Origin of the sequence: Sphingomonas sp. H160509 (assembly GCF_024124765.2) — a bacterium.
Classification (GTDB): Bacteria; Pseudomonadota; Alphaproteobacteria; order Sphingomonadales; family Sphingomonadaceae; genus Sphingomonas.
The window spans coordinates 3,417,728-3,441,799 of record NZ_JAMXSR020000002.1 but is presented as its reverse complement, the minus strand read 5'-3'; the positions used below and the strand labels follow the sequence as shown (position 1 = coordinate 3,441,799).

Annotated in this window: 27 protein-coding genes and 8 pseudogenes; 6 read left to right on the top strand and 29 right to left on the bottom strand. The window is 65.4% G+C overall.

The window, feature by feature from the left end; genetic code table 11:
* The first annotated feature begins 51 nt into the window (after positions 1-51).
* Positions 52-864 (top strand): tryptophan synthase subunit alpha, encoded by an 813-nt coding sequence (gene trpA / locus NHF48_RS18735; protein ID WP_253071946.1) that lies wholly within the window; start codon positions 52-54, stop codon positions 862-864.
* Positions 861-1,712: an acetyl-CoA carboxylase, carboxyltransferase subunit beta gene (gene accD, locus NHF48_RS18730; RefSeq protein ID WP_253071945.1), complete on the top strand. Its 852-nt coding sequence runs from the start codon at positions 861-863 to the stop codon at positions 1,710-1,712. Before trpA ends, accD begins: the two co-directional genes overlap by 4 nt.
* Before the next feature lie 74 nt (positions 1,713-1,786).
* Here accD and NHF48_RS25375 read toward each other — a convergent pair whose 3' ends face one another.
* Entirely contained in the window at positions 1,787-1,966 is a 180-nt protein-coding gene (locus tag NHF48_RS25375) for a hypothetical protein (protein ID WP_253072534.1), read from the bottom strand.
* Here NHF48_RS25375 and NHF48_RS18720 point away from each other — a divergent pair.
* Positions 1,895-3,150: pseudogene (locus NHF48_RS18720) on the top strand (bifunctional folylpolyglutamate synthase/dihydrofolate synthase). The gene NHF48_RS25375 and the pseudogene NHF48_RS18720 overlap by 72 nt on opposite strands.
* Before the next feature lie 68 nt (positions 3,151-3,218).
* Complete coding sequence (locus tag NHF48_RS18715) at positions 3,219-3,695, top strand: DUF6628 family protein (protein WP_253071944.1); 477 nt, start codon at positions 3,219-3,221, stop codon at positions 3,693-3,695.
* Here the strand turns inward: NHF48_RS18715 and NHF48_RS18710 are convergent.
* Positions 3,685-5,055: an AmpG family muropeptide MFS transporter gene (locus NHF48_RS18710; RefSeq protein ID WP_253071943.1), complete on the bottom strand. Its 1,371-nt coding sequence runs from the start codon at positions 5,053-5,055 to the stop codon at positions 3,685-3,687. The two genes, NHF48_RS18715 and NHF48_RS18710, sit on opposite strands and share 11 nt — an antisense overlap.
* Positions 5,056-5,107: 52 nt before the next feature.
* Positions 5,108-5,539: a response regulator gene (locus tag NHF48_RS18705; RefSeq protein ID WP_253071942.1), complete on the bottom strand. Its 432-nt coding sequence runs from the start codon at positions 5,537-5,539 to the stop codon at positions 5,108-5,110.
* Positions 5,540-5,812: 273 nt separating this feature from the next.
* Here NHF48_RS18705 and NHF48_RS18700 point away from each other — a divergent pair, with 273 nt between their 5' ends.
* Both NHF48_RS18700 and rsmD read left to right on the top strand, forming a co-directional pair.
* Positions 5,813-7,156 (top strand): pseudouridine synthase, encoded by a 1,344-nt coding sequence (locus NHF48_RS18700; protein WP_446741221.1) that lies wholly within the window; start codon positions 5,813-5,815, stop codon positions 7,154-7,156.
* Positions 7,157-7,244: 88 nt separating this feature from the next.
* A pseudogene (gene rsmD, locus NHF48_RS18695) lies at positions 7,245-7,790 on the top strand (16S rRNA (guanine(966)-N(2))-methyltransferase RsmD).
* Between the two features lie 33 nt (positions 7,791-7,823).
* On the opposite strand, the pseudogene NHF48_RS18690 reads toward rsmD, so the two are convergent.
* The 26 genes and pseudogenes from NHF48_RS18690 to rplC all read right to left on the bottom strand — a co-directional run bounded on the left by NHF48_RS18690 (position 7,824) and on the right by rplC (position 23,856).
* Positions 7,824-9,082, bottom strand: a pseudogene (locus NHF48_RS18690) (MFS transporter).
* 170 nt (positions 9,083-9,252) lie between these two features.
* Positions 9,253-9,828, bottom strand: coding sequence for a sensor histidine kinase (locus tag NHF48_RS18685; protein ID WP_253071940.1), 576 nt, complete (start codon positions 9,826-9,828; stop codon positions 9,253-9,255).
* Between the two features lie 154 nt (positions 9,829-9,982).
* A pseudogene (locus NHF48_RS18680) lies at positions 9,983-10,099 on the bottom strand (hypothetical protein); the annotation flags it as partial.
* Positions 10,100-10,596: 497 nt separating this feature from the next.
* A pseudogene (locus NHF48_RS18675) lies at positions 10,597-11,291 on the bottom strand (winged helix-turn-helix domain-containing protein).
* Positions 11,292-11,733: 442 nt separating this feature from the next.
* Positions 11,734-12,384: an adenylate kinase gene (locus tag NHF48_RS18670; RefSeq protein WP_253071939.1), complete on the bottom strand. Its 651-nt coding sequence runs from the start codon at positions 12,382-12,384 to the stop codon at positions 11,734-11,736.
* A gap of 52 nt (positions 12,385-12,436) precedes the next feature.
* A pseudogene (secY, locus tag NHF48_RS18665) lies at positions 12,437-13,802 on the bottom strand (preprotein translocase subunit SecY).
* Positions 13,803-14,193: 391 nt separating this feature from the next.
* Positions 14,194-14,736, bottom strand: coding sequence for a 50S ribosomal protein L15 (gene rplO / locus NHF48_RS18660; RefSeq protein WP_056047631.1), 543 nt, complete (start codon positions 14,734-14,736; stop codon positions 14,194-14,196).
* 120 nt (positions 14,737-14,856) lie between these two features.
* Positions 14,857-15,033 (bottom strand): 50S ribosomal protein L30, encoded by a 177-nt coding sequence (gene rpmD / locus NHF48_RS18655; RefSeq protein WP_055872633.1) that lies wholly within the window; start codon positions 15,031-15,033, stop codon positions 14,857-14,859.
* A 6-nt stretch (positions 15,034-15,039) separates the two neighbouring features.
* Entirely contained in the window at positions 15,040-15,831 is a 792-nt protein-coding gene (gene rpsE / locus NHF48_RS18650; RefSeq protein WP_132898059.1) for a 30S ribosomal protein S5, read from the bottom strand.
* 3 nt (positions 15,832-15,834) lie between these two features.
* A complete protein-coding gene (gene rplR, locus NHF48_RS18645) occupies positions 15,835-16,191 on the bottom strand; it encodes a 50S ribosomal protein L18 (protein WP_031393749.1) in 357 nt (118 codons plus the stop codon).
* Positions 16,191-16,724 (bottom strand): 50S ribosomal protein L6, encoded by a 534-nt coding sequence (rplF, locus tag NHF48_RS18640; protein WP_056047628.1) that lies wholly within the window; start codon positions 16,722-16,724, stop codon positions 16,191-16,193. The genes rplR and rplF overlap by 1 nt, the downstream gene beginning before the upstream one ends.
* Complete coding sequence (rpsH, locus tag NHF48_RS18635) at positions 16,724-17,119, bottom strand: 30S ribosomal protein S8 (protein ID WP_031393751.1); 396 nt, start codon at positions 17,117-17,119, stop codon at positions 16,724-16,726. The genes rplF and rpsH overlap by 1 nt, the downstream gene beginning before the upstream one ends.
* Before the next feature lie 10 nt (positions 17,120-17,129).
* Positions 17,130-17,435: a 30S ribosomal protein S14 gene (gene rpsN / locus NHF48_RS18630; protein WP_056015537.1), complete on the bottom strand. Its 306-nt coding sequence runs from the start codon at positions 17,433-17,435 to the stop codon at positions 17,130-17,132.
* Between the two features lie 126 nt (positions 17,436-17,561).
* Positions 17,562-18,125, bottom strand: a complete 564-nt coding sequence (gene rplE / locus NHF48_RS18625; protein ID WP_082441396.1) for a 50S ribosomal protein L5 — start codon at positions 18,123-18,125, stop codon at positions 17,562-17,564.
* Positions 18,126-18,177: 52 nt separating this feature from the next.
* Positions 18,178-18,495: a 50S ribosomal protein L24 gene (gene rplX / locus NHF48_RS18620; RefSeq protein ID WP_253071938.1), complete on the bottom strand. Its 318-nt coding sequence runs from the start codon at positions 18,493-18,495 to the stop codon at positions 18,178-18,180.
* Positions 18,495-18,863 (bottom strand): 50S ribosomal protein L14, encoded by a 369-nt coding sequence (gene rplN, locus NHF48_RS18615; RefSeq protein WP_031393755.1) that lies wholly within the window; start codon positions 18,861-18,863, stop codon positions 18,495-18,497. The genes rplX and rplN overlap by 1 nt, the downstream gene beginning before the upstream one ends.
* A 162-nt stretch (positions 18,864-19,025) precedes the next feature.
* The gene (rpsQ, locus tag NHF48_RS18610; RefSeq protein ID WP_031393756.1) at positions 19,026-19,298 is read right to left on the bottom strand and encodes a 30S ribosomal protein S17; all 273 of its coding nucleotides are present in this window, start codon (positions 19,296-19,298) and stop codon (positions 19,026-19,028) included.
* A 10-nt stretch (positions 19,299-19,308) separates the two neighbouring features.
* Positions 19,309-19,515: a 50S ribosomal protein L29 gene (gene rpmC / locus NHF48_RS18605; RefSeq protein WP_055872644.1), complete on the bottom strand. Its 207-nt coding sequence runs from the start codon at positions 19,513-19,515 to the stop codon at positions 19,309-19,311.
* A gap of 4 nt (positions 19,516-19,519) precedes the next feature.
* Positions 19,520-19,954, bottom strand: coding sequence for a 50S ribosomal protein L16 (gene rplP / locus NHF48_RS18600; RefSeq protein WP_031393758.1), 435 nt, complete (start codon positions 19,952-19,954; stop codon positions 19,520-19,522).
* Positions 19,955-19,969: 15 nt separating this feature from the next.
* Positions 19,970-20,675: pseudogene (gene rpsC, locus NHF48_RS18595) on the bottom strand (30S ribosomal protein S3).
* Complete coding sequence (gene rplV, locus NHF48_RS18590; RefSeq protein WP_056047621.1) at positions 20,675-21,052, bottom strand: 50S ribosomal protein L22; 378 nt, start codon at positions 21,050-21,052, stop codon at positions 20,675-20,677. Before rplV ends, rpsC begins: the two are co-directional and overlap by 1 nt.
* Positions 21,052-21,327, bottom strand: coding sequence for a 30S ribosomal protein S19 (gene rpsS / locus NHF48_RS18585; RefSeq protein ID WP_031393761.1), 276 nt, complete (start codon positions 21,325-21,327; stop codon positions 21,052-21,054). The genes rplV and rpsS overlap by 1 nt, the downstream gene beginning before the upstream one ends.
* A gap of 1 nt (position 21,328) precedes the next feature.
* Positions 21,329-22,168: a 50S ribosomal protein L2 gene (gene rplB, locus NHF48_RS18580; protein WP_055872649.1), complete on the bottom strand. Its 840-nt coding sequence runs from the start codon at positions 22,166-22,168 to the stop codon at positions 21,329-21,331.
* Between the two features lie 4 nt (positions 22,169-22,172).
* A complete protein-coding gene (locus NHF48_RS18575; protein ID WP_056047618.1) occupies positions 22,173-22,487 on the bottom strand; it encodes a 50S ribosomal protein L23 in 315 nt (104 codons plus the stop codon).
* Positions 22,480-23,106 (bottom strand): 50S ribosomal protein L4, encoded by a 627-nt coding sequence (gene rplD / locus NHF48_RS18570; protein WP_056047616.1) that lies wholly within the window; start codon positions 23,104-23,106, stop codon positions 22,480-22,482. The genes NHF48_RS18575 and rplD overlap by 8 nt, the downstream gene beginning before the upstream one ends.
* Positions 23,107-23,108: 2 nt before the next feature.
* Positions 23,109-23,856: pseudogene (gene rplC / locus NHF48_RS18565) on the bottom strand (50S ribosomal protein L3).
* Positions 23,857-24,072: the final 216 nt, after the last annotated feature.

The following is a 24,072-nucleotide window of genomic DNA, read 5'->3' as shown; positions in this document are numbered from 1 at the left end:
GACCTTTTACGTGCGGCTATGTCATCCCCTCCCGCAAGCGGGAGGGGAGCTGTGAGCCGCCTCGCCGCCACCTTCGCGCGCACCGCCGCCGCCGGTCGCGCCGCGCTCGTTGCCTTCGTCACTGCGGGTGATCCCACCACCGAGGCGACCGGCCCGATCCTCGACGCACTGGTCGCGGGCGGCGCCGACGCGATCGAGCTCGGCATGCCGTTCACCGATCCGATGGCCGACGGCCCCGCGATCCAGGCGGCGAACATCCGCAGCCTCGCGCAAGGCACCCGCACCGCGGACATTCTCGCGACCGCCACCGCATTCCGCGCGCGCCATCCGGACGTACCGCTCGTCCTGATGGGCTATGGCAACCCGATGCTCCGACGTGGCGCCGACTGGTTCGCCGAGGCCGCTGCCAAGGCTGGCGTCGACGGCGTGATCTGCGTCGACGTGCCGCCCGAAGAAGACGATGCGCTCGGTCCGCAGTTGCGCGGCGCCGGGATCGACCTCATCCGCCTCGCCACCCCCACCACCGACGCCGCCCGCCTGCCGACCGTGCTCGATGGCGCGAGTGGGTTCCTGTATTACGTCTCGGTCGCGGGCATCACCGGGCTCCAACAGGCGCAGCAATCCTCGATCGAGGACGCCGTTGCCCGCCTGAAGGCACAGACCGACATCCCGATCGCGGTCGGCTTCGGCATCCGCACGCCTGAGCAGGCGGCCAACGTCGCACGGGTCGCGGACGGCGTCGTCGTCGGCTCGGCGATCGTCGAGCTGGTCGCACAGCACGGTGCCGCTGCGGCCGAGCCGGTCCGCGCCTATATCAAGTCTCTCGCCGACGCCGTCGCGTCGGCCCGAAAGGTTCCTGCATGAGCTGGCTCAACAGCGTCCGCAACGTCCTGCCCTTCGTCGCGAAGCGCGAGACGCCCGAGAATCTCTGGCACAAGTGCAAGGGCTGCGGGCAGATGGTCTTCACCAAGGAGCTCGAGGACAATCTGTATGTCTGCCCGAAGTGCGATCATCACGACCGCATCGGGCCGAAGATTCGCTTTGCGCAGTTGTTCGACGAGGGCAGTTGTTCGGAGCTTCCGGCACCGAAAGTACCCGAAGACCCGCTCAAGTTCCGTGACCAGAAACGCTACACCGATCGTCTCAAGGCCGCGCGTACCGATAACAGCGAGCAGGACGCGCTGATCAACGCACGCGGCGCGATCGACGGCCACCGTGTCGTCGTCGGCGTGCAGGACTTCGGCTTCATGGGCGGCTCGATGGGCCTCGCGGTCGGCGAAGCCTTCGTCCGCGGCGTCGAGGCGGCGATCGAGGACCGCGTGCCCTACGTGATCTTCACCGCATCTGGCGGCGCACGCATGCAGGAGGGTATCCTCAGCCTGATGCAGATGCCGCGCAGCACCGTCGCGATCCAGATGCTGCATGACGCCGGCCTGCCGTATATCGTCGTGCTGACCGACCCGACCTCGGGCGGCGTGATGGCGGCGTACGCGATGCTCGGCGACGTCCAGATCGCGGAGCCCAAGGCGACGCTGGCGTTCACCGGTCGCCGCGTGATCGAGAGCACGATCCGCGAGAAGCTGCCCGAGGATTTCCAGACAAGCGAGTATTATCTGGAGCATGGGCTGATCGACATGGTGGTTCACCGGAAGGACCTGCGCGGGCAACTCGGCACGGTCATCGGGTATCTAAGCGCGCGCGAAGCTGCGTGACACTGCCCCCTCTCCCTCCGGGGAGAGGGTCGGGGTGAGGGGCGGCCACAGGCGCTACGTCCGGAACAGCCCCCTCACCCCAGCCCTCTCCCCCCGGAGGGGAGAGGGAGTCTAGAAGAATGCCCGACCACGCGACGTCCTCGTCCCCCGCAGTGCAAGCGCAGCTCGACCGCCTCACCGCGCTGTCGCCCGGCGCCGACATCCTCGGCCTCGAGCGCATCACCGCGCTCCTGAGCCGCCTCGGTGACCCGCACCTCGATCTCCCCCGGTGTTCCACGTCGCGGGCACCAATGGGAAGGGTTCGACCTGCGCGTTCCTCCGCGCCGCGATCGAGGCTGCCGGGCACAGCGTCCACGTCTATTCCTCGCCCCACCTCGTCCGCTTCAACGAACGCATCCGCCTCGCGGGCAAGCTGATCGATGACGACCTGCTCGCCGGCTTGCTGTCGGAAGTGCTCGACCACGCCGCCGACCTCCAGGCGAGCTTCTTCGAAGTCACCACCGCCGCCGCGTTCCTCGCCTTCTCCCGCACGCCCGCCGCCGCGACGATCGTCGAGGTCGGTCTCGGCGGCAGGCTCGATGCGACCAACGTCATTCCCAACCCGGTCGTCACCGGCATCGCTGCGCTAGGCATCGACCACCAGTCGTTCCTCGGCGACACGCTTCTGGAGATCGCCGGCGAAAAGGCGGGCATCGCCAAGCCTGGCGTGCCGCTCGTCACGATGGACTATCCCAAGGCCCTCCGCGCGAAGATCGCTGCGGTCGCTGATGCCGCCGGCGCGCCGGTGTTCGCCCGCGGCACCGGCTGGACGAGCGAGACCGCACGCTCGACCGTCCGCTACGAGGACACCGGCTTCTCGGTCGTCACCAACCGCCCCCGCCTCGTCGGCGCGCACCAGTCGCGCAACCTCGCGCTCGCGATCGCGATGCTTCGTCACCAGGGCGCGCTGCACGTTCCCGAGGCGGCCATGCGCGCCGCCGCCGACTGGGCGCACTGGCCCGCGCGGATGCAGCGATTGTCGGATGGCCCGCTGCTCGCGCGATTGCCCAAGGGCAGCGAGCTATGGCTCGACGGCGCACATAATCCCAACGCCGCGCAACCGGTCGCGCGCGCGCTGCGGACGCTCGCCAAGGGCCGCCCGGTGACGCTGATCCTCGGCATGCTCGCGAACAAGGATGCGGACGCCGTGATCCGCATCCTGTCGCCTTCGGTCGGCCACGTCATCGCCATTCCCGTCCCCGGCCACGCCCATCACGCGCCCGAGGGACTTGCGACGCTCGCCCGATCGTTCGGAAAGACCGCTGGAACAGCCGCCACGCCGAGTGAAGCGCTAGCCGCGATCGCCGCACAAACCGACCAGCCGCAACTCGTGCTGATCGCCGGTTCGCTCTACCTCGCCGGTGAAGTGCTCGCCGCAAACGACCAACCACCGGACTAAGTTCTTATTGCTATTGACTATCAATAACCAACGGGCGACTTTGTGGGCACCACCACGGAGTCGCGTGAATGACCGATACCCGCCCCAATTCGACGACCAACTCGACGGCCGCCTCGACACAGACCATCGTCAGCGCGACCTCGCTGCTGCCCCATGCGCTACCGCCTTGTGAAAACGCGCGAATCGCCCTGTTCGCGATGCGGCGCATGGGCGCGCACGGCCTCGCCGATGCCCGTGCCTCGCACACGATGTTCACCGCGTTCGGACAAGGCTTCCGTCGCCCGCTGGTGCTGCTGAGGGCGCTGATGGCCGACCTAGCCGGCACCTCGGCGGGTACGATCGCGATCGCCCCGTGCTGCTGCGCGCGGATGACGCCGGCGGAATCGGCGATGCTGTCAGTGCTCGCGCGCGTCGAGACCGCGCCCGAGACCGCACGCTATCTGATGGCCGACCTGCTCGGCGTCCGTCGCATCGACGGCGTCCTCGCCAGCGCCGCCGCGGTCGCAGCGGCCTTCGCCGACGAGGGGCGCCCGATCACGGTGTAGCGGCTGGGGAGTCCGGGGTTTGGTCTGCGCGCGCCCGGCGGACGCTCTCGACCACGAACCCCTGCCGCCACAAGATCCACAACAGCACGAGGCCGGGGATCGCGACGACCATCGTCAGCATCCAGAACCCCGGCCACCCGAGCGCTGTGGCGGCATAGCCGGCGGGGGCCGCCAGCCACGTCCGCCCGACCGCGGCGAACGAGGACAGCAGCGCGAACTGGGTCGCGGTGTAGGCGAGGTTCGACAGGCCCGAGAGATACGTCACGAACACGGTCAGGCCGATACCGCTGGTCACCTGCTCCGTCGCCACCGCGATCGTCAGCCACGTGTTCGAATGGCCGTGCCAGGCGAGGATCACGAAGGTGAAGTTGCTCAGCATCATCAGCACGCCCGAGACGAACAGCGCGCGGCCGAGACCGAGCCACGCCATGAACGGCGCGCCAAGCGCGGTGCCGACGATCAGCCCCCAGAAACCGACGAGCTTGTTGATCGCGATGAACTCGGTGTCACTGAACCCGAGCTCGACGATCATCGGGTTCAGCATCCCCTGCCCCATCGCGTCGCCGAGCTTGTAGATCAGCACGAACAGCAGGATCAGCACCGCGCCGCGCCGCTGGAAGAATTCGCGGAACGGGCCGATGATCGTGTCTTCGAGCCAGCGCCCGCGGGTCTCGTGCGGCTGCTTGGCGAGCACGCGATCGTGGAGGCCCCGCCCGGCCCAAAGAGCGGCTAGTGCGCCGGGGATGACGCAGAACGCGGTCAGGCCGTAGCCGAGCGCCCAGCCCAGCCCCAGGCCTTCAGACGAGGCAATCGCGATCGTGCCGACGCCTGCAGCCAGGTTGCCGAGACGGTAGCCGAACTGGTTGTTGGCGGTACCGTGCGGGAGTTCGTCCTCAGGCAGGATCTCGATGCGATAGGCGTCGATGACGATGTCCTGGGTCGCGCCGAGGAACGCGGTGACGATCGCCCAGAACGCGAAGACGCCGAGGTGCTCTTGGGGCGCACTGAACCCGAGCATCCAGACCGAGCCGAACAACAGCGCCTGAACCACGAACAGCCATGCGCGGCGCTGTCCGACCAGGCGCGTCAGCACCGGAATCTCGAACCGGTCGATGAATGGCGCCCACAGGAACTTCAGCGTGTACGGCGTGGTCAGGCCGATCGCGAACCCGATCGTCTTCTTGTCGATACCGACCTTCGACAGCCAATAGCCCATCGTCCCGAGCAACAGGGCGAGCGGAAAGCCGCTCGATATGCCGAGCAGCAACGCGGCGATCGGCCTAGGCCGAAGGTACGGCGCGAGCGTTGCGAGAACGGAACGGCGTTCGACGGGATCGGGAGCGACGGTATCGATGGACATGCGCTAACCATAGCGCGCTGTCCGAACGAGGGAAGACGTTAGCCGACGAGCGTCACGCCGTCCGCGGAAACAACGTGAAGCCAGACGGCACGCGCGTCGGCTTGCCGCCACCGAGCATCGCCTCGATCGCCTCGATCGCCGCGATCAGGTCGCGCGGCATATACGGCTTGGCCATGCAGCCGGCGGCGAGCGTCGTCGCCTCGACCGGGCAGCTTCCCGTCACGAACATCACTGGCACGCCGCGGGCATGTGCCGCGCGCGCTACGTCGATGCCTGAACCGTCCGCCAGGTTCACGTCGACGAGCACCAGATCGATCACCGTGTCGCTCGCCAGGATCGGCAAGGCCTCAGCGACCCGGTCGATCGTCGCGACGATCGTGAACTTCGCGTCGGTTAGGAAATATTCGGTATCGAACGCGACCAGCGGTTCGTCCTCGACTACCAAAAGCCGGACAATCTGCCGCTTCTTCTTCCCGAACAACATTGCCGACAGGCCCCCGGACGCGAACGAAAGGTCGTTACGCTCGCGAGTTCTAACGCACCGCCGCACGAACGGTCGCAAATATTTTCGCGCTGAGCGTCGATCCATAGTATCAGCCGCGCCATGACGACTTCAAAAGACGATAACCCGACTGCCAGCCCGTCGAACGACGCGCCCGCAACCTCCACCGAAACGCCGACCGCACCGATCAAGGGCGACCGTATCGCCAAGCTGCTCGCGCGCGCCGGAATCGCCTCGCGCCGCGATATCGAGCGGATGATCGCCGAGGGCCGCGTCGCGCTCAACGGCAGCATTCTCGACACGCCCGCGACCATCCTGCGCAACCTCAACGGCGTGACGGTCGATGGCGACCCGGTCGAGGCTCCGAGTTCGGCGCGGCTGTTCCTGTATCACAAGCCGACCGGGCTGCTCGTCACCGAGCGCGATCCCGCCGGCCGCACGACGATCTACGATCGCCTGCCACAGGATCTTCCGCGGCTCGTGCCGGTCGGTCGGCTCGATCTCAACACCGAGGGGCTGTTGCTGATGACCACCGATGGTGGCCTCAAGCGCCAGCTCGAACTGCCTGCGACGGGTGTCGAACGTGCCTATCGTGCGCGTGCTTACGGCAACATCACGCAGCCGCAGCTTGAGGAACTGATCGAGGGGATCGAGATCGAGGGCGTCCGCTACGGCTCGATCAACGCGAATATCGAGCGTCGCACTGGCGCGAACGTCTGGATCGAGATGATCCTGACCGAGGGTAAGAACCGCGAAGTCCGCCGCGTGCTGGAACATCTCGGATTGCAGGTCTCGCGACTGATCCGCACGCGCTATGGCCCGTTCGTGCTCGGCGATCTTGCGCCGGGACAGATCGGCGAAGTGCTGCAGCACGACGTCGTCGCGTTCCAGAAGGAACTGGCGAAGGGCAAACCCGAGGGTCCGGGTGCGCGCGCGAACATTGGGATCAGCGCGAGTGCCGGTGCGGGTGCCGGGATCGGCGCGCGGTCTAGCCAACGGGGCAGCAATGCGCCGCGGCCTGCTGCGACGACGCGACCGGCGCCGGGCGCGCGTCCGGTCTCGGGTGCGCGACCTGCCGTCGGTAGTGCGCGCACACCGGTTCGTAGTCCATATGCGGCGCCCGCGAGTTCGGGTTTTTCGAGCGGTGCTGTACCGACCGATCGGCCTTCGCGCCCGGCGCGTCCGGAGCGGATCCGTCCGACCGCGGCGATGCAGCGCGGCGACGTCAACGATCCCCTGGGCGCGGCCCGATACGCGCAACGCCGCGCGGCCGAGCGGGACGCATCACGCCCGGCCGACGAGTGGCGAGACGTCCAAGCCGTATGTGCGGCAGGAGCGTGCGGATCGTGGCGAGGAACTGAGCACGAGCCCGAAGATCAAGCATTTCCGCGCCGCCAAGCCGCCGCGGGAGCGCGCTGCGCCGTCGCGCGTCGGTGCGGGCGCTACGGTGCAGCGTCAGGAGCAGCCGCGGGGCTTCCGTCCGCAGGCCGACGATTCGCGGGGACGCAGCTCGCTCGACAAGCGTGCGGCGCGGAGTGCCAGCGGGCGTCCGGGTGCCGAGCCAAGGCCGGTGCGGTCGGAGGGTCCCGCGCGGCCTGAGCGCGGCAGTCGTCCTACTGCGCCTGGCAAGGGTCCGTCGGGAGGGCGCGGTCATCCGCCCCGTGCACCACGTGGAGGGGAAGCGCTGATGCGGATCATCGCAGGACTGTACCGCGGCCGTCAGATCGCCGCGCCCAAGGGTGACACCACCCGTCCCACCGCCGACCGGATGCGCGAGACCTTGTTCTCGATGCTGACGAGCCGCGTCGGAAGCTTCGAGGGGGTTGGCGGTCGCCGATCTGTTCGCGGGCTCGGGGTGCGCTCGGAATCGAGGCGCTCTCACGCGGTGCGGCGACGTGCATGTTCGTCGAATCGGACAAGCTGGCGGTCGACGCGCTCAAGGCCAACCTCGCCAAGCTGGAGATCCGCGGTGATGTCCGCGCGACGTCGGTGATGGCGCTCGGGCCCGCGCCGGCGCCGCTCGACGTGATCCTGATGGACCCGCCGTACAGCACCGGCGCCGGACTGGTCGCGCTCGACAAGCTGTCGCGGCTGGGTTGGGTCGGACCGGCGACGTGGATCAGCCTGGAGACGGCAAAGGCCGAGGTCGTCGAACTGGCCGGGTTCGAGGTCGACGCCACGCGCGTGCACGGCAAAGGCCCGGCTGACGCTGTTGCGGTCAGTGTCGGCGTAAAAGAATGCTTTCCCGCAGAAGCGGGAGAGCATTCTATTTGTCGGTCGTGCGGCCAAGGATCAGCAGCCCGCCAAGGCTCAGCACCCCGGCCGCCATCAGATACCCACCAACCAGCCACAACCCATGCGGGGCCAATGCCTCCGCGACGATCGGCGCGAGTGCACCGCCGAGCACGCCGCCAAGGTTGAACGTCATCGACACGCCGGTGTAGCGAACCCCCGCCGGAAACAGGCTCGGCAACCAACCGCCGAGCGGGCCGTAGGCGAACCCCATCACGAACAGTGCGCCCGACAGCCACAGCCACACCGTGAAGAGCGATCCGGAGCCCAGCATCGGCCCCATCAGCGCGCCGACACCGATGCACCCGGCAAACCCGATCGCGAGCATTCGTGCTGCGGAATGCCGGTCCGCGAGCACGCTGGCTACGATCACGCCGCCCGCCAGGAACCAGATCGCGACGAGTTCGACGCCGAGGAACGCCTCGCGCGAATAGCCGAGCGTCTTGGTGCCGTAACCCAGCGCGAACGCGGTCGCGAGGTAGAACAGCGCGAAACATGCTATGACGCCGAACGTGCCCGCCAGCGTCGCGCGGAGGTGCTGCGTCAGCAACGTCGCGATCGGCACCTTGGGAGTGCCTCGGTCGCTTCCGCTTCCAGAAACGCTGGCGTCTCGGTCAGTTTCAACCGTACCCACAGGCCGAGTCCGACAAGGATCGTGCTGAGCAGGAACGGAATCCGCCAGCCCCAGGCGATGAACTGCGCCTCGTCGAGCACGAGGCCGATGATCAGGAACAGCCCGTTGGCGGCGAGGAAGCCCACCGGTGCGCCGAGCGGCGGGAACATGCCCCAGGTGTTCTTGCGGTGCGGCGGCGCGTTCTCGACCGCCAGCAAGGCTGCCCCGCCCCATTCGCCGCCAAGCCCGAGCCCTTGCCCGAGCCGCATCAGGCACAGCAGCGCCGGAGCGATCCAGCCGACCTGCGCATAAGTGGGGAGAAACGCGATGCCGACGGTCGATCCGCCCATCAACAACAGCGATGCGACGAGGGTGGACTTGCGCCCGATCCGATCGCCAAAATGCCCGAACACGATCGCGCCGACTGGGCGCGCGACGAAGGCGAGGCCGAACGTCGCATAGCTCAGCAGCAACTGCGCCGACGCGGACTGGCCCGAGAAGAACAGCGGCCCGAACACCAGTGCCGCTGCGGTCGCGTAGATGTAGAAGTCGTAGAACTCGACTGCGGTGCCGACCAGGCTGGCGGCGAGGATGCGGCGGTGGGAGGCAAGCGTCGTCATGGACACGGTCTCGCCGCGGTCGTCCTCGGGGTCAACCGATTGCCACTGCTAATCCTCCCCCGCCAGGGGAGGTGGCGCGGAGCGACGGAGGGGGAGGACACGCAACCGAGGTTAGCCTTTCCTCCCCCTCCGTCTGGCAAGCGCCAGCCACCTCCCCTTGCGGGGGAGGATCAGACTGGGAGGACTATGCGCGCGACCAAGCCCGGCGCGTTGTCGGCGAGTTCGAAGTGGCCATCGTGCAGGCGCGCTACCGCTTCGATCAGCGCCATGCCAAGTCCCGCACCGGGCGTCGAGCGGGCGCTGTCGAGGCGGCCGAAGCGCTTCAACGCCTGGGCGCGGTCGGAGGCGGCGATGCCGGGGCCCCGGTCCTCGACCTGGATCGCGACGCCGTCGGTGCGGTGGACGATCCGCAGCGTGACTTCGCCACCGCCGGCACCGTGGCGGAGCGCGTTGTCGATCAGGTTGGTGATCGCCTGACTGATGAGTTCGCGGTGCAGTTTCATTGGTGGCGGGCGGTCGTCGATCGCGATCGTAAAGACGAGCCCCGCGTCCTCCGCGACAGGCGCGTAGAGTTCGCCGATCTCTTCGAGCAGGTTCGCGGGCGATACCTCGATGAAGCGGTCGCGCGAAACCGAGCCCGAGCGGCTGATCTCGATCACCATCGTCAGCATCCTCATCACCAGGTCGGTTTCGACCAGGAGGCCGCCCAGCGCCGCCTCCCGAGCGTCGGGATCGGCGATCAGCACCGCCTGCTCGGTCTTGGTGCGCAGGCGTGCGAGCGGGGGAGCGGAGGTCGTGCGCGAGACTATCGGTGACGATCCGAAGTTCGGCCATCACGCCTTCGAGCTTGCCAAGCATGACGTTGAGGCGCGCGGCAAGGCGGTCGAACGCATCGCCGCCCCCCGCAATCATGTCGACCCGGCGAGAGAGATCGCCTTCACCGGCTGCCTCGATCGCCTTGGCGATGCCGTCGAGACGGCGGCTGACGTAGCGCGTGAGGACGAGCCCTCCGACCACGCCAAGCGCGAGCGACAGGAACACGGCGACCGCGAGCGCGCGTTCGATCGCGCGTTCCTCCGCGGCGATCAGGTCGAGATTGCGACCGGTCAGCAGCCAGTAGCTGCCGAGCGGATGCAGCGCGTACCCCGTCTCGCGTGCCGACCAGAGTTCGTCGGCGCCGAGTCGTGCGATGCGGAACTGCGTGATGCGAAGCGGGACTGCGAGGCGTTCGGGTGCAATGCCGACGACTGCCCTGCCCTTCGGGTCGACGACCGCGAGCACGAGCGATACGTCGCCAGGGACGACTGCGCTGTCGATCGCCTGGCGGATCGCGGGGAGGCCGCCGTTACGCCAGACCGCGCGCAGGGCTTCCGATTGCTCGGTGGTCTCGCGCCGGATCGCGTCGATCGCGTCGGCGCTGGTGGTCTTCCAGACGAAGCCGACCAGCGCGAGATTGGAGATCAGCGCCAGCGCGATCGAGAGCAGCGCGATTCGGGCTGTTACCGAAAGGCGAATCACCCTTCTACGGCGAGCCGATAGCCTGCGCCGCGGACCGTGTGGAGGATCGGCGTCGGGAAACCTTCCTCGAGCTTGCGGCGGAGACGGCCGATATGGACGTCGACCACGTTCGAGCCCGGGTCGAAATGGTAATTCCAGATCTTCTCGAGCATCATCGTGCGGGTCACCACCTGGCCGGCATGGCGGGCGAGAAATTCGAGCAGGTTGAACTCACGGGCGCCAAGCGGGATCGAGCGGCCGGCACGCGACACCGCGCGGGCGAGCAGATCGATTTCCAAGGGTCGCCGACGGAGAGCTTGGTTTTCTGCGGTTCGGTCGCAGCGCGATCGGAGCGGCGGAGCATGGCCTCGATCCGTGCGGAGAGCTCGGCGAACGAGAAGGGCTTGCACAGATAATCGTCGGCACCTGCCTTGAGACCGTCGACCCGGTCGTCGACGGCGGCGAGTGCGGACAGGATCAGTACGGGCGTCGCGATGCCCGCGGCGCGGATCGCGCTGACCATAGACAGGCCATCCAGGCCCGGCAGCATGCGATCCGCGATGATGAGGTCGAAGATGCCCTCGCTTGCCAGGAACAGGCCGTCGCGGCCGTCTGCACACGCTTCGATTGCATGGCCGGCCTCAGCCAGGCCCTTGGCAAGATAGGCGGATGTCGAGGCGTCGTCCTCGACGATCAGGATCTTGCGGCTCAACGCGGTATCACCTTCCCTGCCACCGATTTCGGTCACCATCTCCTGCCCTTATAAACGGAAAGGCCGGCGGAAAGAACCCTTCCCGCCGGCCCCCCACGGTACCCCCGGGAGTGACGGGCACCGATCTCTGGAAACTCATGCGACCGTTGCTGGCCACGTGTTCGTTCTAGGATCGGGCGGGGGTCAGGGCGATGACCGAGGGGTGACAATTTCGTCATGTTGATGTTGTGGTCGGCCTGAGACGAAAGCGCCTCAGTCAGCTGCCCCACTCCTACCCCGTCATCCCGGCGCACGCCGGGACCCATGGTTGCGGAGTGGGAAGTGGTAGCACGCTCTCGCTTGGTCCGCCGTATCCGTGGGTCCCGGCGTGCGCCGGGATGACGGAAAGGGTGTGAGGGTGGGGACCCAGATTGCGCCCCGCCCCCCCCCCAGGGGAACACGCTTACTTTTTGTCTAGAATCGCAGCGATCGCCGCGCCCACGTGCGCGATGTCAGCCATGCCATCAACGCGGTAGACCAGACCCCGTGCGTCGTAGATCGGCAGGATCGGTGCCGTCTTCGCGCGGTATTCGGCCATGCGGTTGTGAACCGTTTCCGCGTTGTCATCGGGACGGCGCTTGAACTCGGTCGAGCCACAGACGTCGCAGACGCCTGCCACGACCGGCTTCTTGTAGCGATCGTGATAGCCCGTGCCGCACTTGGCGCAGGTGTAGCGGCCGACGACGCGGTCGATCAACGCGGCCTCGTCGACGCCGAGTTCGATGACGTAGTCGAGCGTGCGACCACGATCGGCCAGCAGACCGTCCAGCGCTTCCGCCTGCGCCGCAGTTCGCGGATAGCCGTCAAAAATGACGCCGTTCGCCGTGTCCGGCTGGTCGAGACGCTCGCCGATGATGCCCGACACGATCTCGTCAGAGACGAGACCGCCGGATTCCATGACCGACTTCGCCTGGAGACCGACCGGCGTTCCGGCGGCGACCGCTGCGCGCAGCATGTCGCCGGTCGAAAGCTGCACCATGCCGCGCTCGCTGACGAGCGTGGCGGCTTGGGTGCCCTTGCCCGCGCCGGGCGGTCCAAGAAGGATGATATTCACGAAACGCACTCCCCTCGTTCGTGCAGGAATTAAACCGGGTTAGCCCCGCAACTTAACGAAGTCGATTGCCCTTGAGCTTCGCCTTCTTGATCAGGTCGCCATACTGGTGCGCCAACAGGTGCGACTGGATCTGCGTCACCGTGTCCATCGTCACGTTGACGACGATCAGCAGGCTGGTGCCACCGAGGTAGAACGGGATCTGCAACGCGGTCACCAGATATTCCGGCAACAAGCAGATGATCGTCAGATACGCCGCACCGATGACGGTGATGCGCGTCAGCACGTAATCGAAGTAATTCTCGGTGTTCTTGCCCGGACGAATGCCGGGGATGAACCCGCCATTGCGCTTCAGGTTGTCGGCGGTTTCCTCGGGGTTGAAGACGACCGCGGTGTAGAAGAACGAGAAGAAGATAATGCCGGCGCCGTACAGCAGCATGTACACGGGCGAGCCGTGCTGCAGGTACTGGTTGAGGGTGATGATGAAGTCACCCCACTTCGACTCACCCGCGACGCGCTGACCGGCGAACTGCGAGATCGTCAACGGCATCAGCAACAGCGACGAAGCGAAGATCGGCGGAATGACGCCGGCGGTGTTGATCTTCAGCGGCAGATGACTGCGATCGGCTTGCATGCCGCGCTGAGTCTGGCGCTTGGGATACTGGATCAGGATGCGGCGCTGCGCGCGCTCCATGAAGCAGATGAAGAGGATCAGCACGACCACCGCAACGACGATGCCGATCAGCTTGATCGGATCGAGCGAGCCCGAGCGGCCGCCCTCGAGCAGGTTGACCAGCGTGACGGGGAGATGCGCGACGATGCCGGCCATGATGATCAACGAGACGCCGTTGCCGATGCCGCGGCTTGTGATCTGCTCGCCGAGCCACATCAGGAACATCGTACCGCCGATCAGCGAGATGACCGCGGCGACGCGGAACATCATGCCGGGCTCGATGACCGCCTGGATGCCCTGAGCCGCCCCGAGCGTCTCAAGGCCGACGGCGATGAAGTAGCCCTGCACCGCGGTCAGCCCGACCGTGCCGTAGCGCGTGTACTGGTTGAGGCGCTTGCGGCCCGATCTCGCCGTCCTTCTTGATGGCGGCGAGCGTCGGCGACAGCGAGGTCGCGAGCTGCACCACGATCGAGGCGGTGATGTAGGGCATCACGCCGAGCGCGATCAGCGACATGCGGCTGAGCGAACCACCCGAGAAGGTGTTGAAGAAGTCGAGCACGCCGCCCTGCGTCTGCTGCGAGAGCAGGCCGAGCGCGGTCGGGTCGACACCCGGCAGCGGGACATAGCTGAGCAGGCGGAAAATGATCAGCGCACCGATCGTGAACCACAACCGCTTCTTGAGGTCGGTCGCCTTCGCGAATTTCGAAAGGCTGATGCTTTGCGCCATCTGGTCGGCTGCGGATGCCATGCGTGTGATCGTCCTGGAAACAAAGAAGGCGGGATGCGTTGTGACCGCCCCCCGCCGCTCATATAGGCGCACGGGCGCGCTTGTCTAATGGCTAAGGCGGATATGGATGAGTGGAGAACCACCTCGTCCACTGATTTACTACGTTGGTTGAACCCGATGCGGTCAACCCCATCCCGTTCGTCCCGAGTAGACGTCGAGCTTGTCGAGACGGCGTATCGAAGGACTGGCCCGCTTGGGTCTTGTACCTCGATACGAGTTCTCGACTACGCTCGACCTCTACTCGGCACGAACGGGATGGAGGAGAGATCGTATGGGTTGCCGTGGCGGAGCAACTCAGAAGGCCTTAACAAAAAAGGGAGGAGGCGCACTCGGCGCCCCCCCCCCATCAAGGTCAGGCCTTGAACGACGCCTTGTGCGCCGCACGCTCCTTGTACTTCACGCCCTTCTTGGCGGCAGCCTTTTCGGCTGCGGGGACGAAGTGGATCACCTCGACCTTGCCGCCGATCTTCTCGACCGCTTCGATCGCGCCCTTCGACGCGCCGTCGACGGTGAACGAGAGGACCGTGGTCAGCTCGCCCTTGGCGAGGAGGCGGACGCCGTCCTTGCCGCCGCGTGCCAGGCCAGCGGCCTTCAGCGCGTCGTGGTCGAGCGTGGCGTTCGCCTCGATCTTGCCGGCGTCGACCGCGAGCTGGATCGCACCGAGGTTGACCTCTGCGAAGTCCTTGCGGAAGATGTTGTTGAAGCCGCGCTTAGGCAGACGCATGTGCAGTGGCATCTGGCCGCCTTCGAAGCCGGCGATGGACACGCCCTCGCGGCTCTTCTGGCCCTTCTGGCCGCGGCCTGCCGTCTTGCCCTTGCCCGAGCCGATGCCGCGTCCGACGCGCATCTTGGACTTACGGGCACCTTCGTTATCGCGGAGTTCGTTGAGCTTCATGGTAATGCACTCGCTTTCGCTTGTTACGCGCTGGTTTGAAATCGCCGGGTTCGAATCCGGAAATAAGGAAGGGGGCCGTTAGCCCCCTTCCCGGTATTTGTCACTAGGTAGCGTGAAGGCTCAGCCTTCGACCGACACCATGTGCTGCACCTTACGGATCATGCCGCGGACCTCTGGGCTGTCTTCCAGCTCGCGGGTCTTGTGCATCTTGTTGAGACCGAGACCGATCAGCGTTGCGCGCTGGTCCTTCTCGCGGCGGATCGGCGAACCGGTCTGCGTGATCTTGATGGTTGCCATGATCGCTTACTCCGTGATCGCAGCTGCATCGGCCTCGGCGGTCTTCGAACCACCATGGCCGAGCAGGTCGGCGATCTTCTTGCCGCGACGCTGTGCGACGGCCTTGGGCGAGGTCTGCTCGCCAAGGGCCTCGAACGTGGCGCGGATCATGTTGTAGGGGTTCGACGTGCCGACCGACTTGGTCACAACGTCCGCAACGCCCAGCGATTCGAAGACTGCGCGCATCGGGCCACCGGCGATGATGCCCGTACCCTGAGGCGCCGACCGCAGCGTGACCTTGCCGGCACCGAAGTGACCGTTGCCGTCATGATGCAGCGTGCGACCGTCCTTCAACGGAACGCGAACCATCTTCTTCTTGGCAGCAGCCGTCGCCTTCGAGATGGCTTCCGGCACTTCGCGTGCCTTGCCATGACCGAAGCCTGCACGACCCTTGCCGTCGCCGACGACGACGAGCGCTGCGAAGCCGAAGCGCTTACCGCCCTTGACCGTCTTCGAGACGCGGTTGATGTGCACCAGCTTCTCGATCAGCTCTTCGCCGCCATCGTCCGCACCGGGACGACCGCCACGATTGTCGCGGCCGCGACCGCCGTCGCGACCACCGCGGTTGCCGCCTGGGCCACCGCTGCGGTTGCCGCCGGGGCCACCACGACCACCGCCGCCGCCACCGGGACCGCCGCGACCGCGACCGCCACCGTTGTTGCCCTGGTAGCCAGTGCTCTGCGGAACGTTCTGAGCCGTGACGTCCTGTGCGGTCGTCTCGGGAGCGATTACTGCCGGCGTGTTGTTTTCGTCAGCCATGTCTTAGAACTCCAATCCGGCTTCGCGCGCGGCATCGGCAAGAGCCTTCACGCGACCGTGGTAGAGGAAGCCGCCGCGATCGAACACGACCTGGGTCACGCCCGCTGCCTTGGCAGCCTCGGCGACGCGCTTGCCGACCGAAGTCGCCGCGTCGATGTTGGCGCCGGACGTGCCGCGCACGTCCTTCTCCAGCGTCGAGGCCGATGCGACCGTCGTGCCGGCGGCATCGTCGATCACCTGGGCATAGATGTGCTTGCCCGAGCGATGCACCGACAACCGCGGACGGGTGCCTGCACGTGCGCGGAGCGCGGTACGGTTGCGGCGACGCCGCTTGGCGAAAAGAGAAAGTCCCTTGGTCATTACTTCTTCTTCCCTTCCTTGCGGAAGATGAACTCGCCGTCGTACTTGATACCCTTGCCCTTGTAAGGCTCGGGCTTGCGCCACTGACGAATTTCCGCGGCCAGCTGACCGACCATCTGCTTGTCCGAACCCGAGATCTCGATCGTCGTGTTGTCGGGGGTCTTGACTTCGATCCCCTCCGGCACGTCGATGTTGACGTCGTGGCTGTAGCCGAGCTGCAGCTTGAGGTTGCGACCCTGCGCTGCGGCACGATAGCCGACGCCGGTGATCAGCAGCTTCTTGGTGAAGCCTTCCGACACGCCGGTGACCAGGTTCTGCACCATGGTCCGCTGCATGCCCCAGAACGCGCGAGCGCGCTTGGTGTCGTTGGCCGGCTGCACCGAAATGCCGCCGTCTTCGATCGTGTAGCTGATCTCGTCGCGAAGCGGCATCTTGAGGGTACCCTTGGGGCCCTTCATCGTCAGCTGCTTGTTCTCGATGGTCGGCGTGATGCCCGCCGGTACGGTGACCGGCTTCTTACCAATGCGGCTCATCAGAACACCTCCGCGAGGACTTCGCCGCCGACGTTCTGCTCGCGTGCTTCGGAATCCGAAAGCACGCCGCGGGGCGTCGAGACGATGGTGATGCCGAGGCCGTTACGGACGCGCGGGAGTTCCTGCGAGCCGGAATAGACGCGACGGCCGGGCTTCGAGACGCGTGCGACATGCTTGATCGCAGGCTGGCCCTCGAAATACTTCAGCTCGATGCGAAGGCCGGCCGCGGGGCCCATCTGCTCTTCGCTATAGCCACGGATATAGCCTTCGCGCTGCAGAACGTCGAGCACGCGGACGCGCAGCTTCGACGCCGGCGTGAGGACGGAGTCCTTCTTCGCGCGCTGGCCATTACGGATACGGGTGAGCAAATCACCCAGGGGATCGGTCACTGCCATGATTTAGTCCTTACCAGCTCGACTTCGTGACGCCGGGGATGAGGCCCTTGTTGGCCAGATCGCGCAGCTGAATACGGCAGAGCCGGAACTTGCGGTAATAGGCGCGCGGGCGACCGGTCAGCTCGCACCGGTTACGGATGCGGGTCGGGTTCGCGTTGCGCGGCAGTGCCGCCATCTTGAGGCGAGCGATCAGACGCTCACCGTCGTCGAGCGTCTTGTCCGCTGCGATTGCCTTCAGTGCCGCGTACTTCGGGGCATACTGCTTGACCATGCGCTTGCGGCGCTCGTTCTTGTTGACTGAACTCAGTTTCGCCATCGACTTAAGTTCTTTCTTTGCTAGCTCCCCTCCCGCTTGCGGGAGGGGTTGGGGAGGGAAGGACCAACGCCCGTTAGGCGCGAGGCCCCTCCCTGACCCCTCCCGCAAGCGGGAGGGGGACTTAGATTAAGCTGCCTTCTTCTCGTCGGCAGCGTCGTCTTCGATCGGGAACGGGAAACCGAACAGACGGAGAAGCTCGCGAGCCTCGTCGTCGGTCTTTGCGGTCGTCGTCACGATCACATCCATGCCGCGGACCTTGTCGACCCGGTCATAGCTGATTTCTGGGAACACGATCTGCTCCTTGATACCGCAGGCATAGTTGCCACGGCCATCGAAGCTCTTCGGGTTGAGGCCGCGAAAATCGCGGACGCGGGGAAGAGCGATCGTGATGAAACGGTCGAGAAACTCGTACATGCGCTCGCGGCGGAGGGTGACCTTCACGCCGATCGGCATGCCTTCACGCAGCTTGAACTGCGCGATCGACTTCTTGGCCTTCGTCACGACAGGCTTCTGGCCGGCGATCAGCTCCATTTCGGAAGCAGCCTGGTCAACCTTCTTCTTGTCCTGCGTGGCTTCGCCGACGCCCATGTTCAGCACGATCTTGTCGAGCCGCGGGATCTCCATGACGTTCTTGTAACCGAACTTCTCGGTCATCGCCTTGATGATCGTCTCGTCGTACAGCTTGCGCATGCGCGCGACGTAGACTGCCTCGGTGCCGGTGTTCTCAGCGCCAGTGTTCTGATCAACCATTGATCTTCTCCCCGGTCTTGACGGCGACGCGGACCTTCTTGCCGTCCTGCTCCTCGAAGCGGACGCGGGTCGGCTTGCCGTCTGCGGTCACGTGCGCGACCTTCGAAACGTGCATCGGTGCTTCCTTGCGGATCAGGCCACCCTGCGGGTCACCCTGAGTCGGCTTGGTGTGGCGCACGGCGACGTTGACGCCCGATACGACGACCTTGTCGGTCTTCGGCATGGAGACGGTGACTTCACCGGTCTTGCCCTTGTCCTTGCCGGACAGGACGATGACCTTGTCACCCTTCTTGATACGCTGCGACGCCATTACAGCACCTCCGGCGCGAGGCTGATGATCTTCATGTGCTTCTTGCCGCGCAGCTCGCGAACGACTGGGCCGAAGATACGGGTGCCGATCGGCTCCTCGTTCTTGTTGACCAGCACCGCGGCGTTACCGTCGAAGCGGATGACCGTACCGTCTGCACGGCGGATATCCTTGGCGGTACGCACGATCACCGCGCGGTGAACGTCGCCCTTCTTCACACGGCCACGTGGCTGCGCTTCCTTGATGCTGACGACGATGATGTCGCCAACGCCTGCAACACGACGCTTGGAACCCCCAAGCACCTTGATGCACTGCACCCGCTTCGCGCCGCTGTTGTCAGCGACGTCGAGATTGGACTGCATCTGGATCATGGATCCGTATCCCTTCTCTGTCTCTGGGGTCGATACCGACCGAACCCCGCCTAAAAAATCACCCCGCCACGGACGAACCGCAGCGGGGAGGAGCGGCCGCTTAGCCGTTCCAGTTTACGGAAACAAGAGCGCAGGAGGTTTCCCCCTGCCCTCGTGTTTGATTCAGCCCTCGGCGGAAGCCCGCTCCGGCGTCGCGTGGGTGTTGACCCGCTCGATCACCTTCCAGGTCTTCAGCTTGGAGATCGGTGCGGTCTCTTCGATCCGCACGGTCTCTCCCTGCTTGAACTCGTTGCTCTCGTCATGAGCATGATACTTCTTCGAGCGACGGATGATCTTCCCGTAGAGCGGGTGCTTCACCTTACGCTCGACGTTCACGACCACCGTCTTGTCGCCCTTGTCGGACACGACCAGACCGGTCAGCACGCGCTTCGGCATGATACGTTCCTTACTTCGCGGCTTCAGCGCTGGTGCGCTGAGCCTGCAGGGTCTTGATGCGAGCGATGTCGCGGCGGACCTCACGAACGCGGCTCGGCTTTTCGAGCTGGTTCGTGGCGGCCTGGAAGCGCAGGTTGAACTGCTCGCGCTTCAGTTCGCCGAGCGACTCCGACAGCTGGTCGTCGCTCTTGGTCTTCATGTCGTCGATACGAGCCATGATCTTACTCGCCTCCCAGATGCGAGGTGTCGCCCAGGCGGGCAACGACCTTTACCTTGATCGGCAGCTTCATGGCCGCCCGCTCGAACGCTTCGGCGGCGATCTTGCCGTCGACGCCGTCGAGCTCGAACAGGATCCGACCCGGCTTGACGCGAGCGGCCCAGTATTCCGGCGCGCCCTTGCCCTTACCCATGCGGACTTCGGCTGGCTTTCCCGAGACCGGAAGATCCGGGAAAATGCGGATCCACAAACGCCCCTGGCGCTTCATGTGACGCGTGATCGCGCGGCGGGCCGCCTCGATCTGGCGTGCGGTGATCCGGTCGGGTTCCATCGCCTTGAGGCCGTAGGAGCCGAAATTGAGCGAGAAGCCACTCTTGGCGTCGCCCGAAATCTTGCCCTTGAAGGCCTTCCGGAACTTGGTCTTTTTTGGTTGCAGCATGTCTGTTCCTGCCCCTTAGCGACGATCGTCGCGCTGCGGCCGCACGCCGGAGGTCTGAGCCTCCATCATGATGCGGTCGTACGACGTCGGATCGTTGCCGAGAATCTCGCCCTTGAAGACCCAGACCTTCACGCCGCACACGCCGTAGGACGTGCGCCGTAGCCTCGGCATAATCGATGTTCGCGCGCAGCGTGTGCAACGGAACCCGACCCTCACGATAGCTCTCCGACCGTGCGATCTCGGCGCCGCCGAGACGGCCACCGCAGTTCACCCGGATGCCCTCGGCACCGAGACGCATCGCCGACTGGACCGCACGCTTCATGGCGCGACGGAAGGCGATACGACGCTCGAGCTGATCGGCGATGCCCTGCGCGACGAGACGCGCATCGACTTCCGGCTTGCGGATCTCGACGATGTTCAGCGACACGGTCGACGACGTCATCTTGCCGATCGTCGAACGCAGCTTCTCGATGTCCGCACCCTTCTTGCCGATGATCACGCCGGGGCGTGCAGCGAAGATGGAGATGCGGGCCAGCTTGGCCGGACGCTCGATGACCACCTTGGAGATCGCGGCCTGCGGCAGCGTCTTCATGATGAATGCGCGGATCTTGAGATCCTCGAGCAGGAGCCGACCATAGTCGGCGCCTTCGGCGTACCAGCGGCTATCCCAGGTACGGTTGATCTGCAGACGCAGACCGATGGGGTTGCTCTTCTGACCCATTATGCTTCTTCCTGCTCGCGCACGACGATGCGCAGACGGCTGAATGGCTTGAGAATGCGGGTCGACTTGCCGCGGCCGCGGGTAGCGAAGCGCTTCATCGTGATCGACTTGCCGACCGAAGCCTCGGCGACGACGAGTGCGTCGACGTCGAGGTTATGGTTGTTCTCGGCGTTGGCAATGGCCGAGGCCAGCACCTTGCGCGCTTCGATCGCCATGCCCTTGGTCGAGAAGGCGAGGATGTTCATCGCATCGCCGACCTTCTTGCCACGGATCAGCGCAGCCACGAGGCCGAGCTTCTGCGCGGAACCACGGATCTGCGTACCGACCGAAAGCGCCTCGTTGTCCGCGACCTTGCGCGGGCTGACTTGCTTAGACATCAGCGCTTGCCCTTCTTGTCGGCGGAGTGGCCGGGGAAGTAGCGCGTGGGCGCAAACTCACCGAGCTTCATGCCGACCATGTCTTCGTTGACCGAGACGGGCACGAACTTGCGGCCGTTATAGACGTTGAACGTGAGGCCCACGAACGACGGCAGGATCGTCGAGCGACGCGACCAGGTCTTGATCGGCGAACGCGCGTTGGTGTCCTGGGCGGTTTCTGCCTTCTTGAGCAGATGAAGGTCCACGAAGGGGCCCTTCCAGACTGAACGAGCCATGTTAGCCCTTCCTCTTCGTCGAATGACGCGACCGGATGATCATCTTGTCGGTCGACTTGTTATGACGCGTGCGCGCACCCTTCGTCGGCTTGCCCCAAGGCGTAACCGGATGACGGCCACCCGAGGTACGGCCTTCACCACCGCCGTGCGGATGGTCGACCGGGTTCTTGGCGACGCCGCGCGTCAGAGGACGGATACCCATCCAGCGCGAACGGCCTGCCTTGCCCAGGTTCTGGTTCTGGTTGTCGGGGTTCGAGACCGCGCCAACCGTCGCCATGCAATCGCTGCGGATGTAGCGCTGCTCGCCCGAGTTCAGGCGGACCATCACCATGCCCTTGTCGCGACCGACGACCTGCACGTACGTGCCGGCCGAACGGGCGATCTGGCCACCCTTCATCGGCTTCATCTCCACGTTGTGGACGATGGTGCCGACCGGCATCTGACCGAGTTCCATGGCATTGCCTGGCTTCACGTCGGTCTTCTTGGCCGCGAGAACCTTGTCGCCGACGGCCAGACGCTGCGGCGCCAGAATGTAGGCAAGTTCCTCGTCCGGGTACTTGACCAGGGCGATGAACGCGGTGCGGTTCGGATCATACTCGATCCGCTCGACGGTACCTTCGACGTCCCACTTGCGACGCTTGAAGTCGATGTAGCGGTACTTCTGCTTGTGACCGCCGGCGATGCCGCGCGAGGTCACATGGCCCTTGTTGTTACGACCGCCGGTCTTGTGCTTACCTTCGGTCAGCGCCTTGACGGGGCGGCCCTTCCAGAGCGACGACTTGTCGACCAGGATGAGACCGCGGCGTGCCGGCGATGTCGGATTATAATGCTTGAGTGCCATGGCCTCAGATCCCCGTCGTCACGTCGATGGACTGACCGTCCTTCAACGTCACGATTGCCTTTTTCATGTCGGAGCGCGAGTAGTTCGTGCCCTTCCACTTCTTGGTCTTGCCCTTCTGGACGAGCGTGTTCACGCCGACGACGTTCACGTCGAACAGCGCCTCAACGGCCGCCTTGATCTCGGGCTTCGTGGCATCGTTCGATACCTTGAACACAACCGCGTTGAACTCCGACAGGGTCGTCGTCTTCTCGGTGATGTGCGGGGCCAGGATAACGTCGTAATGACGATTATCGATGCCCGCCTTCTGCTTCTTAGCCATGGAAGCGCGCCTCCAGCTTTTCGACAGCGGCGCGCGTCAGCACCAGCGTGTCATGCTTCAGGATGTCGTAAACGTTCGCGCCGGCAGCCGGCATCACGTTCACTTCGTACAGGTTGCCCGCAGCGAATGCGAAGCTGGTGTCGACCATGTCGCCGTCGATGACGAGCGCACGCTTGCCGAAGCCGAGCTTTGCGAGATCGCCCTGCAGCGTCTTGGTCTTGCCACCCTCGACAGCCAGGCTGTCCATGATGACCAGCGAACCCGCCTTGGCGTGGCTGCTGAGAGCCATCCGCAGACCGAGCGAGCGAACCTTCTTGTTCAGCGACGGGTTGAAGTCACGGACGCGTGCGCCGTGTGCCTTACCACCACCGATGAACACAGGTGCGCGACGATCGCCGTGACGAGCCGTACCGCCGCCCTTCTGGCGACCGAACTTCTTGCCGGTGCGTGCGACGTCTGCGCGCTCACGGGTGCCACGAGCCGTCTCGCGACGCTTCTCGAGCTGCCAGGTGACGACACGGTGCAGGATGTCGGCGCGCGGATCGAGGCCGAAGACCTCGTCGTTGAGCTCGATGTCCGCTGCGTCAGTGCCGGCGAAAGATGAAACCTTGATCTTCACGCTCAGCCCTCCTGGCCGTCGGCTGCAGGTGCGTCGGTCGTTTCGGCCGGCGTGTCTGCTGCGGTGTTGCTGTTTGCGGTCTTGAGACCGGCGGGGGAACGGTGCGTCGGCGTGGCGCGCGACCTTCACCGAGTCCTTGACGAAGAGCCAGCCGCCCTTGGAGCCAGGAACCGAACCCTTGACGAACAGGAGACCACGCTCGACGTCGGTCGATACGATCTCGAGGTTCTGCTGGGTGCGATACTTGTCGCCCATGTGGCCGGCCATCTTCTTGTTCTTGAAGACCTTGCCCGGATCCTGGCGCTGACCGGTCGAACCGAGCGAACGGTGCGAGACCGACACGCCGTGGGTTGCCCGCAGACCGCCGAAGCCCCAACGCTTCATGCCGCCCTGGAAGCCCTTACCCTGGGTCTTGCCCTGGATATCGACGATCTGGCCTGCGACGTAATGGTCGGCCGAGATCTCGGCGCCGACGTCGAGCAGGCCGTCTGCGTTCACGCGGAACTCATGGACGACAGCCTTGGGCTCCACTTCGGCCTTGCCGAAATGGCCGCGCTGCGGCTTTGCGACATTCTTCGACTTGGCGACACCTGCACCAAGCTGGACGGCAGTGTAGCCGTCACGATCCATTTCGCGAACGGAAACGACCTGATTGCCTTCGAGCGCCAGAACGGTAACCGGCACGTGCCGACCATCTTCCTGGAACAGGCGGGTCATCCCCATCTTCTTCGCGATCACGCCAGTACGCATGATCTTGTCCCTTCCTAGACAGAGGCCCCATCGGACTATTCCTCGGGGGGCTTGCGGACCATGTCCGGAGCGAGCTCCATGATGCGTCCACCTGACCCCATCCCCGGCAAAAGCCCTGAATGGAGTCGGTTCAACCCGGTAAATACGAAACGTGCCCCCGTCCCGGGCTGGTGCTTCCGCGAGTGCGGAAGCGTGACGGGGGACGCTGCCCCGTCG